This is a genomic window from Aquitalea sp. (genome assembly GCF_030150775.1).
GTDB lineage: Bacteria > Pseudomonadota > Gammaproteobacteria > Burkholderiales > Chromobacteriaceae > Aquitalea > Aquitalea denitrificans.
Window position 1 is genome coordinate 246662 of the sequence record NZ_JASLFG010000003.1, and the last position, 12503, is coordinate 259164.

The following is a 12503-nucleotide window of genomic DNA, read 5'->3' on the forward strand; positions in this document are numbered from 1 at the left end:
TGCGCGGCACGCGGCCTCGCCTACGCTCAAAACTCAGGCTCTAGCCTGGCTTTGTCGATATTGGTCAGGGCAATTGCCACGATGCGGCCGCCATCCACTTCCAGCTTGACCGCGCCATCTTCAACCCCGACAAGACGACCGGCAAACTTCTTTTGCTGCTCAACCGGCATGCGTGTCTTGATTTTGGCAAGCTGTCCGGCAAAGCGCACGAAGTCGGCCTCTTTCTTGAGAGGACGATCCAGCCCCGGGGAGGAAACCTCGAGCCGTTCGTAATTAACGTTTTCAACCATGAACAGACGGGTCAGGTGGTTACTAACCTGCACACAGTCTTCAACCGTGATGCCACCAGGCTTGTCCATAAACACGCGATAACCGCCACCCTGGGTCATTTCGAAATCGACCAGCTCATAGCCTAGACCTGGCAGGGTGTTTTCCAGCAGCAAACGAACATCCATTGCTTCTTTCCACAAATAAAAAATGGGCGAAACGCCCATCCCTAAACATCGCGATTGTAACCCATTCCCGCAAAAAAGAAAACCGAAGCCTGTCAAGACCCTATCCGCGAGGGCGGCATGCAGCGGCCTGCGCTTTGCGCGAGTTTTTTACATACTGTAAATTAGCCGCAACCCGACGGAGTTCGGGTATATAGGAAGGGGCGCAATGCCCGTTCGAAAATTCAGAAACAATTATATAGAAGATGCTCGCCACCGTACTTGCTGCAGGCGCGGCACTCTCGTATCAGCACGATGGAGAAACCCTACATATGGAAAAGGTTTGGCTAAAGAATTATCAGCCGGGGGTAGCACATGAAATCGACATCAATCAGTTCCAGTCGATTGTCGAGGTGTTTGATCGCAGCGTTCACAAATTCCGTGACCGCCCTGCCATGGCCAATATGGACAAGGTCCTGCGCTATGGCGAGCTGCAAACGCTAACCGAACAATTTGCGTCCTACCTGCAAAACTCCCTCAAGTTGCACAAGGGTGATCGCGTGGCCGTGATGATGCCCAATTTGCTGCAATATCCAGTAGCTGTATTTGGCACACTGCGCGCCGGCTGCACCGTGGTCAACGTCAACCCGCTGTACACCCCGCGCGAACTGGAACACCAGTTGAATGATTCGGGTGCGGAAACCATCGTCATCCTGGAAAACTTTGCCGGCGTGCTGGAGGAGGTCATCAAGCGCACCAGGATCAAGCACGTCATCGTTGCATCCATCGGTGACATGCTGGGATTTCCCAAGCGTCTACTGGTGAACTTTGTGGTACGCAAGATCAAAAAAATGGTGCCACCATGGAACATCCCCGGCCACATCCGCTTCAACGACGTACTGGCAGCCGGTGCCGCCCAGCGCTTTGTTCCGGTGGAAATCGGCCATGAGGATATTGCCTTTCTGCAATACACAGGTGGGACGACGGGGGTTTCCAAGGGTGCCATGCTGGTTCACCGCAACATCATTGCCAACATGCTGCAGGCCGGCAGCTGGGTAAAACCGGTGGCACGCGAGGGGCAAGAAATCATCATCACCGCCTTGCCGCTCTACCACATCTTTTCGCTGACGGCGAACCTGATGATCTTTACCGAGCTGGGCGCGCTGAATGTGCTGATCACCAACCCGCGCGATATTCCGGGCTTCATCAAGGAAATCAAGAAATACCGCGTTACCGCCATCACCGGGGTCAACACCCTGTTCAATGCCCTGCTGAACAATCCTGAATTCAAGACCGTGGACTTCTCCACCTGGCGCCTGGCACTGGGTGGCGGCATGGCGGTGCAAAAAGCCGTAGCCGACAAGTGGAAGCAGTTGACCGGCGTCACCCTGGCCGAAGCCTACGGCCTGACCGAAACCAGCCCGGCAGCCTGCATCAATCCGCTGGACATCAAAGAATACAACGGCACCATCGGCCTGCCGGTGCCGTCCACCGATATTGAAATCCGCGGGGCCGATGGCCAGGCCCTGCCACAGGGCGAGCAGGGCGAGCTGTGCATCAAGGGCCCGCAGGTGATGAAGGGCTACTGGAATCGTCCTGACGAAACCGCCAAGGCGATCGACGCACGCGGCTTCCTGGCCACCGGCGACATGGCCATGGTGACACCGGAAGGCTTTGTAAAGCTGGTGGACCGCAAAAAGGACATGATTCTGGTGTCCGGCTTCAATGTCTACCCCAACGAGGTGGAAGACGTGATTGCCAGCCACCCCGGCGTGCTGGAAGTGGCCTGCATCGGCATTCCTGATGACAAGTCCGGCGAAGTGGTCAAGGTATTCGTGGTGAAGAAGGATGACAGCCTGACGGAAAAGGACATCATTCATCACTGCCGCGAAAATCTCACCGGCTATAAGGTACCCAAGATGGTGGAGTTCCGCAGCGAGCTCCCCAAGACCAATGTCGGCAAGATCCTGCGACGCGCCCTGCGCGACCAGGAAGTCGCCAGACAGGCCTGATTCATCACCAGATACAGCCCGCGCAAGCGGGCTTTTTTAATGCCCGCTGTCGCTCACCGCCGACTGCAGGCACAATACGTCTATAAAAAAGACAGCGTACTGTCAGAACACCCATTCATTTGTATCGGAAATACCAACCATGCTGATGCTGCCATTCTTCAAGCTGATGGCCGACAAACAGGCCAGTGACATCTTTTTCACTGCGGAAGCACCGCCGCAGATCAAGATTGACGGCGTAACACTGCCCATCAATGACAAGCCGCTGTCTGCCGATATCGTGCGCCAGCTGGCCTACAGCCTGATGAATGAAACCGAAATTGCCACCTTCGAGCGCGAGCTGGAAATGAACTTTGGCCGGCTGGTTGATGGACTGGGCAATTACCGGGTGAATATTTTCAAGCAGCGCGGCACGGTGGCCATGGTGGTGCGCTTCATTCGGCCGCGCATTCCGTCGCTGGCCGAGCTTAACCTGCCCGATACCTTGCAAAGCCTGGTGCAGCAAAAACGCGGGCTAATCATCGTGGTGGGGGCCACTGGCAGCGGCAAGAGCTCCACCGTGGCTTCCCTGCTGGAACACCGCAACCAGAGCCAGTCCGGCCACATCCTGACGGTGGAAGACCCGATCGAGTTTGTCTACCGCCATCAAAAGTCCATCGTCAACCAGCGCGAAATCGGCGTGGATACCTTCTCTTACGAAAACGCGCTGAAAAACGCCATGCGTGAGGCGCCGGACGTGCTGATGATAGGCGAAATCCGCGATGCCGAAACCATGACGCATGCCATCAACTATGCGCAGTCCGGCCACCTGTGCATGTCCACCCTGCACGCCAACAACAGCTATCACATGCTTAACCGGGTGATCAGCCTGTTCCCGACCGAAAGCCGCAATGCCCTGCTGATGGACCTGTCGGTGTCGCTGCGAGCCGTCATCTCGCAACGGCTGGTTCCCACCAAGGATGGCAAGCAGATTCCGGCGCTGGAAATCCTGATCAACACTCCTCACATTGCCGAGCTGATTCGCAATGGCGACGTGGACCAGATCAAGGAAGCCATCGAAAACAGCATGAGTGAAGGTGCGCAAACCTTTGAACAGTCTTTGTTCCGACTGTATCAACAAGACCGCATCCTGCTGGACGATGCCTTGAAAAATGCCGATTCGCCCACCAATCTGTATTGGCTGATCAACCACGCCCAGAGCAAGCAGGCCGAGGCAAACCCGGTCAGCAACAGCCAGCCTCAGGCCAAACAAGACCCAGACAAAGCTGCCACCAGCTTTGACGGATTCACCCTGGATTTATAAGCAAGCACACAACATGATCACCCTCTACGGCATCCCCAACTGCAACACGGTCAAAAAAGCCCGCCAGTGGCTGACCGATCATCACATCGACTTTGCCTTCCACGACTTCAAAAAACAGGGCGTCAGCACCGAACAGCTGCAGGCCTGGATTGACGCCGTGGGTCTGGACAAGCTGATCAATCGCCAAGGCACCACCTGGCGCGGCCTGTCCGACGAACTCAAAGCCCAGGCGGCCACGCCGGCCGGTGCCATTGTCGTGCTGCAGGCGCAGCCTTCCATCATCAAGCGCCCGGTACTGGAGCGCCCAGGCAAGACCAGCGTTGGCTTCAACGAAGCCGCATGGAACGAGGAGTTCAGCGCATGAGCAAGACGCTGGAGCTGACCTGCGAACTGATACGCCGCGACTCCGTCACGCCTTACGATGCCGGCTGCCAACAACTGCTGGCCGAGCGCCTGCACGCACTGGGCTTTGTCATCGAACCCATGCGCTTTGGCGAAGTGGACAATCTGTGGGCGCGCCGCGGCAACAGCGGCCCGCTGCTGTGCTTTGCCGGCCACACCGATGTGGTGCCCAGCGGCCCGGTGGAGCAATGGGATAGCCCGCCGTTTGAACCGCGCCAGCGCAATGGCCTGTTGTATGGTCGCGGCGCAGCCGACATGAAAGCCTCGCTGGCTGCCTTCATCACCGCGATTGAAGCCTTTGTCACAGCCCATCCGGACCACCCCGGCAGCATTGCCCTGCTACTGACCTCTGATGAGGAAGGCGTGGCAGTGGATGGTTCGGTCAAGGTGGTGGATGCACTGGAAGCGCGTGGCGAGCTGATTGACTACTGCATTGTCGGCGAACCGACTTCCGACCAGAAGCTGGGTGACACCATCAAGAATGGCCGCCGTGGTTCGCTGTCCGGACGTCTGGTGATTCACGGTATTCAGGGCCATATTGCCTACCCGCATCTGGCCAAGAACCCGGTACACCTGATGGCCCCGGCGCTGACCGAGCTGGCCGCAGCCCAGTGGGACCAGGGCAATGACTTTTTCCCGCCCACCAGCTGGCAGGTGTCCAACATCCACGCCGGTACCGGTGCGGTCAACATCATTCCCGGCCTGTGTGAAATCCGCTTCAACTTCCGCTTCAGCCCGGAAAGCTCGGTGGAATCGCTGAAAGACCGGGTGCATGCCATTCTGGACAAGCATGGCCTGGGCTACGAGCTGCACTGGTCCTTGTCCGGCATGCCCTTCATCACCGCGCCGGGCGCACTCACCGATGCGCTGGGCGAAGCCATCTACCAGGTCACCGGCCATAGCGCCGAACTGTCCACCACCGGCGGCACCTCCGATGGCCGCTTCATCAAGCGCATTGCGCGCGAGCTGGTGGAGTTTGGCCCGGTCAACGCCACCATTCACAAGCTGAACGAATGTGTGGAAGTGGCGCATCTGGAACCGCTGGCAGAAATTTACCAGCGCACGCTGGAAAAACTGCTGCTGTCCTGAGTATTGCAGCAAGGCGCTTACGACAGGCCCACTTCGGGCCTGCTCATGACCCTGTCAGGCTGCAGCCATGCGGCAAGCCGCACCATGGCACGCGCTGGCGCAAGCCTGCAGCTTTATGTCCCGCCGCTGAATGCCAGCGCAACAGCTTTCACCTAGCATGGGTCCACCATGGAACTCGAAATCGCCAAAATCTTTGTCGCCCTGCTGGTGCTGGTCAATCCGCTGGGTGCCATTCCCATCTTCATCAGCCTGACGCCCACCTCCAGTCAGCTGGAACGCAAGCGCATTGCCAAGACCACCACGCTGGCGGTAGCGGTGGTGCTATGCCTGTTTGCCGTGGTGGGCGAAACCCTGCTGCGCTTTCTGGGCATCAGCATCGGCTCTTTCCAGGTAGGCGGTGGTCTGCTGGTGATGCTGATTGCCATTGCGTTGATGAATGCCAAGCCGGCCCCCACCAAAACCACCAAGGAAGAGCAGTCCGAGGCCGAGGCCAAGACCAATATCGCGGTGGTGCCGATGGCCATTCCGCTGCTCACCGGCCCCGGCACCATCTCCACCGTCATCATTTATGCCTCCACCGCCCATTCCTGGGTGCAGGTGGTGTATCTGCTGATCAGCAGCCTGCTGGTAGCCATTACCTGCTATGGCGCGCTGGTGCTGGCCTCGCCCATCAGCCGCCTGCTGGGCCAGACCGGCATCAATATCGTCAACCGGGTGATGGGTATGCTGCTGGCGGCGGTGTCAGTGGAAATCATCGTTGATGGTCTGTACCGCCTGTTTCCCCAGCTGTCGCGCTAGGCCAGCTATTTGATCTGGCGCAAGCATCTGTACCGTATCTGTATGTATCAGCCTTAGCTCCACCTCAACGCACAGCAAATTAAGCCATTGAATCAAAACGACAATGTATAATCTGTACTGATAAATACAGCCGGATCTGTGCATTGTCTGTCATGGTGACAGCGCCTAAAAAGGGCGGGTTATCTTACCGGACTCCGCACCATGACCCAGCCCGTCCCCATCAAGATTTACCCGCGCCTGACCAGCGGCCGTTTCAACAATATCCGCGTGGCACTGGTGATCCTCACCCAGCTGGTTTTCCTCGGCCTGCCCTGGCTGCAGTGGAATCAGCGCCAGGCCGTGCTGTTCGACCTGGAGCGCCATCAGTTCTTCGTATTTGGTGCCAGCTTCTGGCCGGAGGACTTTGTCTATCTGGCTGCCGTGCTGGTGGTGAGCGCGCTGGGCCTGTTCTGGTGGACCACGCTGGCGGGCCGGCTGTGGTGCGGCTATTCCTGTCCGCAAACGGTGTATACCCAGATCATGCTGTGGATAGAGCGACTGGTGCTGGGCGACCACAAGGCCAGGCGCAAGCTGGACGCCGCCCCGGGCTCTGCCGGCAAGCTGCTGCGTCTGAGCGCTGCCCATGGCCTGATGCTGCTGTTTTCGCTGTGGACCGGCTTTTCCCTGGTGGCCTACTTTGCCCCGGCAGGCGAGTTGGCCGCCAATCTGTGGCAGGGCCAGGCCGGGCCGTGGGAAGTGTTCTGGATCCTGTTCTACGCGGCCTTCACCTATTTGCTGGCGGCGCTGTTACGGGAAAAAGTGTGCAGTCATATGTGCCCCTATGCCCGTTTTCAGGGCGCGATGTTCGACCGCGACACGCTGATCATTTCCTACGATGCCCGCCGTGGCGAGCCACGTGGCAAACAGGCCGACAAATCCGCCGGCGGCTGCATCGACTGCGGCATCTGCGTGCAGGTCTGCCCTACCGGCATCGACATCCGCAACGGCCTGCAATACGAGTGCATCGGCTGCGCGGCCTGCATCGATGCTTGCGATCAGGTGATGGACCAGCTGCACGCCCCGCGCGGGCTGATACGCTACACCAGCGAGGCCGCACTGGAAGGCAAGAGCAATGGCAAACCGGCATGGCAGCGCCCACGCGTGCTGTTTTACAGCAGCCTGCTGCTGGGCATCATCGGCCTGTCGGTGTTCAGCTTTACCCAGCGCCTGCCGTTCAAGGCCGACATCCTGCGCGACCGCGCCAGCCTGGTCAGGGAAACCGACGATGGCTGGCTGGAAAACAGCTATAGTGTGCGGCTGATCAACAGCAGCGAAACCGCCCAGCGCTTTGCCATCAGCGTGGAAGGACTGCCCGGCATCCGGCTGGCCCATGCCGGCGAACAGATTGCACTGGCAGCCACCGCTACCGAAACCATAGGGTTGCGGGTACAGGTTGAACCACAGAATGCTGCCCGTGGTGCCAACGATATCCGCTTCATCATCCGCTCGCTGGATCAGCCCGGCCATGTGCTACATGAAAAAAGCAGCTTTATCGGCGAGTAACGCCCTCATTTGCGAGCCCCGTATCCATGAGCAAAACCCAGCAACTGGCACAGTTGTTCCGCCACGCCATCGAACAGGGACAGCTGCGCGCCGGTGACCGCATGCCCTCCTTGCGCCAGCTATGCCAGGACCATGCCGTCAGCCTGACCACCGCCCAGCGCGCTTATGCCGAGCTGGAGCGGCAGGGCTTGCTGCAGGCGCTGCCGCGCTCCGGCTTCCGCGTGTGTCCACCGGCAACGCGCACGGCACCAGCCGAAGCCGCTGCCCCGCAGACCCTGCGCATGGAACACCTGACCACCGCCCTGCCCATGCCCTGGGGCTGCCCCTTCATCAACCCGGCGCTGATCAACACCACGCCGATGAACCGGGCGCTGGGCCGCGCCTTGCAGGATTACCGCGACGCCCTGTCCAGCACACCGCTGGAGGGCTTTGACGGCCTGCGCCGCGAGCTGGGGCTGCATTATCTGAGTCAGGGCATTGCGCTGGCGGGGGACGAGCTGCTGATTACCTGCGGTGGCATGGAAGCGCTCACCCTGGCCATGCGCGCGGCGGTCAGTGCCTCCGGCAGCCAGAGCATGGTAGTGGTCACCCCCGCCTTCCCGGCTGCGCTGGAACAGCTGCGCCATCTGGGCATTGCCATCCTGCCGGCGGCACTGTCCGAGCAAGGCAGCCTGGACCTGAATGCACTGGAGGACATGCTGCGTGAGCAGCGCCCAGCCGGCATCGTGCTGATGGCCAATTTCCAGCACCCCACCGGCCTGATCATGCCGGAAGCGCAAAAGCGCGCACTGGTGGCGCTGGCCGAGCAATACCGGGTGTGCATCATCGAGGACGACACCTACCGCGAACTCTACTTCGGCAAGCAGGGGGCCAGCCCGCTCAAGGCCTTTGATCGCAGCGGTACGGTGTTGCACTGTTCTTCCTTCAGCAAATCGCTGGCACCGGGCTATCGGGTAGGCTGGATTGCAGCCGGGCGCTTGAGCGACACCGTGCGCGGGCTGAAGCTGTGCAGCTCGCTGGGCACGCCCTTGCCCAGCCAGATGGCGCTGGCGCGGCTGTTGTCCACCGGCCAGCACGGCGACATGCTAACCCGGCTGCGTGCCAGCCTACGGCAGCGGCGCGATGCCATGGTGCAGCAAATCATGGAGAGTTTCCCGGTGGGCAGCCGTCTGCTGCGCGCCGAAGGCGGCTATTTCCAGTGGGTGGTGTTGCCGGAAGGGCTGGACTGTGCGGCCTTGCTGCCACTGGCCATCGAACAGGGCATACATTATGCGCCGGCCACGCTGTTCTACCCGCACCCGGTCGCGGCCAATGCCTTGCGGCTGAACTTCAGCTTTTTCGACCCGCTGCACCAGCGCGAGGGCGTTGCCCTGTTAGGCGCACTGCTGCGGCAAGCCATGGAGTGACAGGGCTTGCCGTGACGCTCAGCCCGACGGCGTGGACGGGTCTGACTGGGCGGTCAGCGATTTGCGTTCGTACACGGCCTGCGCCAGCGTGCTCAGGTCGACATATTCCAGCTCGCCGCCCACCGGCAGTCCGCGCGCAATGCGCGACACCTTGGGGCCACGGCCCTTGAGCAGCTCGGCAATCATGTGGGCGGTGACTTCGCCCTCGGCAGTAAAATTGGTGGCAATCACCACCTCCTCCACCACCTCGTCCAGCGCCCGCACCATCAGCTTGTCCAGATTCACTTCCTTGGGGCCGATATTGTCCAGCGGCGAAATACGCCCCATCAGCACGAAATACAGGCCCTGATAGCATTTGGCCTGCTCCAGCGTCATCAGGTCGGCCGGCATTTCCACCACGCACAGCTGGTCGGGCCTGCGCTCCGGGTCTGCACAGATGCTGCACAGCGGGGTTTCGCTAAAGGTATTGCAGCGCTCGCAATGGGTGAGATGGTTCAGCGCCCGATCCAGCGCCCGTGCCAGCTTGTCCGCCCCGGTCTTGTCCCGCTGCAGCAAATGGAAAGCCATGCGCTGGGCGGTTTTGGGGCCGACACCGGGCAGCACTTTCAGGGCAGCAATCAATTGTTCAAGCGCGGGTGGGTTTTTCATCGGCAAACAAGCAGGAAAGAATAAGGGAAGGTAAGCCGGCTTCAGTCCGGCCCGCCCTGCGGGTAACGCGGCAGGTCGTCGTCCAGGTGAAACCAGGGAATGGCACTGACCGTCCATTCATGGCAGTCAGGCCGCAATACCGCTGGCGTTTCCAGCGTGGGAACGGTGATTTCCACCCGCCCACTGCCATCGGTACATTCATAAAACAGGGTTGAACCGCACTGCCCGCAGAAATGACGCAGACCCAGCGCCGAGGAGCGGTAGGCGGTGGTGCTGCCTTGCCAGCGCACGGCACCGGCAGGGTACAGCGCCCCCAGATACACCGGTGCGCCGCTGGCCTGCTGGCAGGTCTTGCAGTAACAGTACGTCACATTCAAGGGGCGGCCATGGCATTGATAGCGCACCGCCCCACATAGACAACGCCCTTGCAATACCTGCTCCATACTGACTCCCGGAGTCTGATTGACAGCACGCATCCGCCGTCAGCGGCAAGCAGCGGCGCATGGCCGCACCCGCCGGACGGTAACGGGCTCAGAACGGCAGTTTCATGCCAGCCGGCAGATTCAGGCCGTTGGTAAAGCCGGACATTTTTTCCTGGGAGGTGGCTTCCACCTTGCGTACCGCGTCGTTGACGGCGGCGGCAATCAGGTCTTCCAGCATTTCCTTGTCTTCCTTGGCATCGTCCAGCAGGCTGTCATCGATGGACACGCGCTTTACATCGTGGCCGCAGGTCATGACGATTTTCACCAGGCCGGCACCGGACTGGCCTTCCACTTCCACCGTGGCCAGCTCTTCCTGTGCCTTCTTCATGTTTTCCTGCATTTGCTGGGCTTGCTTCATCAGACCAGCGATACCGTTTTTACCGAACATGTCACAACTCCTGCAAAGGTTGAATCGTTTCCGCCACCAGCGTGGCACCCATTTCGCGCACCAGTTGCTGGATCACCGGATCGTTTTCCAGGCATTGTCGGGCCTGGGCCAGTTGTTCCTGACGATGACGGGCACCCTGCATGGCCGGTGTTTCCAGCCCCAGTTCCTCGATTGTCACCACCAGTTCGACAGGCTGAGCAAATTGCTCGCTCAGCGCGGCCTTGAGTTTTTCCTGATAGTCGCGCGTGGCCATGTGACGGAAGCTGTCCGGCACTGCCAGCTCCAGCCGCGACTGACTCCAGTTTTTCAGCACTGCATTATGGGCCAGCATGCGGGCTGCGCCCAGCTTGGTCCCCAACAGGCTTACCAGCGCGCCCCAATCGCCATCAAACTGATAGGCCACCGTCTCCGTCAGCTCGGCTTCTTCGGCCATGGCATAGGCAGGCAGCGCATCGTCGGCATCGCCCTCGTCCCCTTCGTCCCCTTCGTCCCATGGTGCGGCGGTTTCCAGCTCGCTGTCCGCCTCGGTCGCCTGATCTTCAGCCTCAAGCGCCTCTTCAGCAGGCGCGGATACAGCAACCGGCTGTACGACAGCGGGCGCAACTTGTGGTTTGGCTACCGCCTCCACCAACGCTTGTGGCGGTGTGACAGGCTCAGGCCGGGGCGCAGGTTCCGGGTCGGCGTCGGCCGCCGGGGAAGCCTGCTGCTCGGCCGGACGGCTGGCCGGTTTGCGATTGGCCAGGCCAGCCAGCAAGGCGCGGGCAGCGGCGGAACCATCAGTGCCCGGCTCGGCTGCGGTCACCGCAGCCGGCGCACCGGCCGGTGCCTGCGCCGGGCGATGTGCGGCAGGCGCGGCATTACTGCGAGCAGTGGCCACGCTATCGGCCTGGGCATGGGCCGGATGGAAGGCCAGCATGCGCAGCAAGGTCATGCTGAAACCGGCGTGCTCGTCCGGGGCCAGTGCCAGATCCTTGCGGCCATGAATGGCAATCTGGTAGTACAGCTGCACGTCTTGCGGCGCAATCAGGCTGGCCAGCGCAAACAATGCCTCGCGTTCCGGTTCGTCATCGGCAATCGCCGTGGGCACGGTCTGTGCCATGGCCAGTTGCTGCAACAGCACGGCCATTTCGGCCAGCACACTGTCAAAGCCGATGCCACGCTGGGCCAGCTGCTCGGCTTCGGCCATCAGGCGCGGGCCATCACCGGATGCCAGCGCGTCCAGCAACACGAACAGGTAGCGGCGGTCCACCGCGCCCAGCATGGCGCGCACGCCGTCTTCCCGGACGTCGCCCATGCCATAAGCAATGGCCTGATCCAGCAGCGACAGCGCATCACGCATGGAACCGGCTGCAGCCCGCCCCAGCAGTGCCAGCGCGGCGCTTTCGTGCGGCACGTTTTCCACTTGCAGCACATGGGCCAGGTGGCCTGCCACCTGCTGCGGCGTCATATTGCGCAGGGAAAACTGCAGGCAGCGTGACAACACCGTCACCGGCACTTTTTGCGGATCGGTGGTGGCCAGGATGAACTTGACGTGGGCCGGCGGCTCTTCCAGCGTCTTCAGCATGGCATTGAAGGCACTCTTGGACAGCATGTGCACTTCGTCGATGATGTACACCTTGAAGCGGCCGGAGGTGGGCGCGTACTGCGCGTTTTCCAGCACTTCGCGGATATTGTCGATGCCGGTATTGGAAGCAGCGTCGATTTCCAGCAGGTCGACAAAACGGCCTGCATCGATCTGGCGACAGGCAGAACATTCACCGCAAGGCTCGGCGGTGGTGCCGGTTTCGCAGTTCAGGCTCTTGGCCAGAATGCGTGCGATGGTGGTCTTGCCCACCCCGCGGGTGCCGGTCAGCAGATAGGCGTGATGCAGCCGCTCTTCTTTCAGGGCATTGGAGAGGGCGCGCACCACATGCTCCTGACCGACGAGGTCGGCAAAGCGCTTGGGACGCCACTTGCGGGCAAGGACTTGATAGCTCATGGGGGCGGATTTTAATGGCAATCGGCC

12 protein-coding genes are annotated in these 12503 nt (G+C 60.7%); 7 read left to right on the top strand and 5 right to left on the bottom strand.

Translation table 11 applies throughout. The features are described from left to right. Positions 1-26: 26 nt before the first annotated feature. On the bottom strand, positions 27-455 hold the full coding sequence (gene rimP, locus QVF59_RS01900; protein WP_159875535.1) for a ribosome maturation factor RimP: 429 nt from the start codon (positions 453-455) through the stop codon (positions 27-29). A gap of 308 nt (positions 456-763) precedes the next feature. Between rimP and QVF59_RS01905 the strand changes: the two genes are divergently transcribed. From QVF59_RS01905 to QVF59_RS01935, 7 genes are all read left to right on the top strand, one after another. Next, the gene (locus QVF59_RS01905; RefSeq protein WP_287877043.1) at positions 764-2443 is read left to right on the top strand and encodes a long-chain-fatty-acid--CoA ligase; all 1680 of its coding nucleotides are present in this window, start codon (positions 764-766) and stop codon (positions 2441-2443) included. Positions 2444-2582: 139 nt separating this feature from the next. After that, the gene (locus QVF59_RS01910; protein WP_287877045.1) at positions 2583-3743 is read left to right on the top strand and encodes a PilT/PilU family type 4a pilus ATPase; all 1161 of its coding nucleotides are present in this window, start codon (positions 2583-2585) and stop codon (positions 3741-3743) included. Positions 3744-3756: 13 nt separating this feature from the next. Beyond that, positions 3757-4107 carry an ArsC family reductase gene (locus QVF59_RS01915; protein WP_159875532.1) on the top strand — a complete coding sequence of 117 codons (351 nt, stop codon included), beginning with the start codon at positions 3757-3759 and terminating at the stop codon, positions 4105-4107. Next, positions 4104-5234, top strand: a complete 1131-nt coding sequence (gene dapE / locus QVF59_RS01920) for a succinyl-diaminopimelate desuccinylase (protein ID WP_287877048.1) — start codon at positions 4104-4106, stop codon at positions 5232-5234. Before QVF59_RS01915 ends, dapE begins: the two co-directional genes overlap by 4 nt. Before the next feature lie 168 nt (positions 5235-5402). Continuing rightward, positions 5403-6032, top strand: coding sequence for a MarC family protein (locus QVF59_RS01925; RefSeq protein ID WP_159875530.1), 630 nt, complete (start codon positions 5403-5405; stop codon positions 6030-6032). A 201-nt stretch (positions 6033-6233) separates the two neighbouring features. Beyond that, positions 6234-7574 carry a cytochrome c oxidase accessory protein CcoG gene (ccoG, locus tag QVF59_RS01930; protein WP_287877051.1) on the top strand — a complete coding sequence of 447 codons (1341 nt, stop codon included), beginning with the start codon at positions 6234-6236 and terminating at the stop codon, positions 7572-7574. Between the two features lie 26 nt (positions 7575-7600). Continuing rightward, positions 7601-8980 (top strand): aminotransferase-like domain-containing protein, encoded by a 1380-nt coding sequence (locus QVF59_RS01935; protein WP_159875528.1) that lies wholly within the window; start codon positions 7601-7603, stop codon positions 8978-8980. 18 nt (positions 8981-8998) lie between these two features. Here the strand turns inward: QVF59_RS01935 and recR are convergent, their stop codons facing one another. From recR to dnaX, 4 genes are all read right to left on the bottom strand, one after another. Beyond that, positions 8999-9628 carry a recombination mediator RecR gene (recR, locus tag QVF59_RS01940; protein ID WP_287877052.1) on the bottom strand — a complete coding sequence of 210 codons (630 nt, stop codon included), beginning with the start codon at positions 9626-9628 and terminating at the stop codon, positions 8999-9001. A 41-nt stretch (positions 9629-9669) separates the two neighbouring features. After that, positions 9670-10071: a GFA family protein gene (locus QVF59_RS01945; protein ID WP_287877054.1), complete on the bottom strand. Its 402-nt coding sequence runs from the start codon at positions 10069-10071 to the stop codon at positions 9670-9672. Between the two features lie 88 nt (positions 10072-10159). Beyond that, the gene (locus tag QVF59_RS01950; RefSeq protein ID WP_103523444.1) at positions 10160-10498 is read right to left on the bottom strand and encodes a YbaB/EbfC family nucleoid-associated protein; all 339 of its coding nucleotides are present in this window, start codon (positions 10496-10498) and stop codon (positions 10160-10162) included. Between the two features lies 1 nt (position 10499). Next, positions 10500-12476: a DNA polymerase III subunit gamma/tau gene (dnaX, locus tag QVF59_RS01955; RefSeq protein WP_287877064.1), complete on the bottom strand. Its 1977-nt coding sequence runs from the start codon at positions 12474-12476 to the stop codon at positions 10500-10502. Between the last annotated feature and the right edge of the window lie 27 nt (positions 12477-12503).

Bases quoted from the DNA above. Each gene is read 5' to 3' on its own strand.
- rimP (WP_159875535.1), bottom strand. From the start codon at position 455: ATGGATGTTCGTTTGCTGCTGGAAAACACCCTGCCAGGTCTAGGCTAT.
- QVF59_RS01905 (WP_287877043.1), top strand. From the start codon at position 764: ATGGAAAAGGTTTGGCTAAAGAATTATCAGCCGGGGGTAGCACATGAA.
- QVF59_RS01910 (WP_287877045.1), top strand. From the start codon at position 2,583: ATGCTGATGCTGCCATTCTTCAAGCTGATGGCCGACAAACAGGCCAGT.
- QVF59_RS01915 (WP_159875532.1), top strand. From the start codon at position 3,757: ATGATCACCCTCTACGGCATCCCCAACTGCAACACGGTCAAAAAAGCC.
- dapE (WP_287877048.1), top strand. From the start codon at position 4,104: ATGAGCAAGACGCTGGAGCTGACCTGCGAACTGATACGCCGCGACTCC.
- QVF59_RS01925 (WP_159875530.1), top strand. From the start codon at position 5,403: ATGGAACTCGAAATCGCCAAAATCTTTGTCGCCCTGCTGGTGCTGGTC.
- ccoG (WP_287877051.1), top strand. From the start codon at position 6,234: ATGACCCAGCCCGTCCCCATCAAGATTTACCCGCGCCTGACCAGCGGC.
- QVF59_RS01935 (WP_159875528.1), top strand. From the start codon at position 7,601: ATGAGCAAAACCCAGCAACTGGCACAGTTGTTCCGCCACGCCATCGAA.
- recR (WP_287877052.1), bottom strand. From the start codon at position 9,628: ATGAAAAACCCACCCGCGCTTGAACAATTGATTGCTGCCCTGAAAGTG.
- QVF59_RS01945 (WP_287877054.1), bottom strand. From the start codon at position 10,071: ATGGAGCAGGTATTGCAAGGGCGTTGTCTATGTGGGGCGGTGCGCTAT.
- QVF59_RS01950 (WP_103523444.1), bottom strand. From the start codon at position 10,498: ATGTTCGGTAAAAACGGTATCGCTGGTCTGATGAAGCAAGCCCAGCAA.
- dnaX (WP_287877064.1), bottom strand. From the start codon at position 12,476: ATGAGCTATCAAGTCCTTGCCCGCAAGTGGCGTCCCAAGCGCTTTGCC.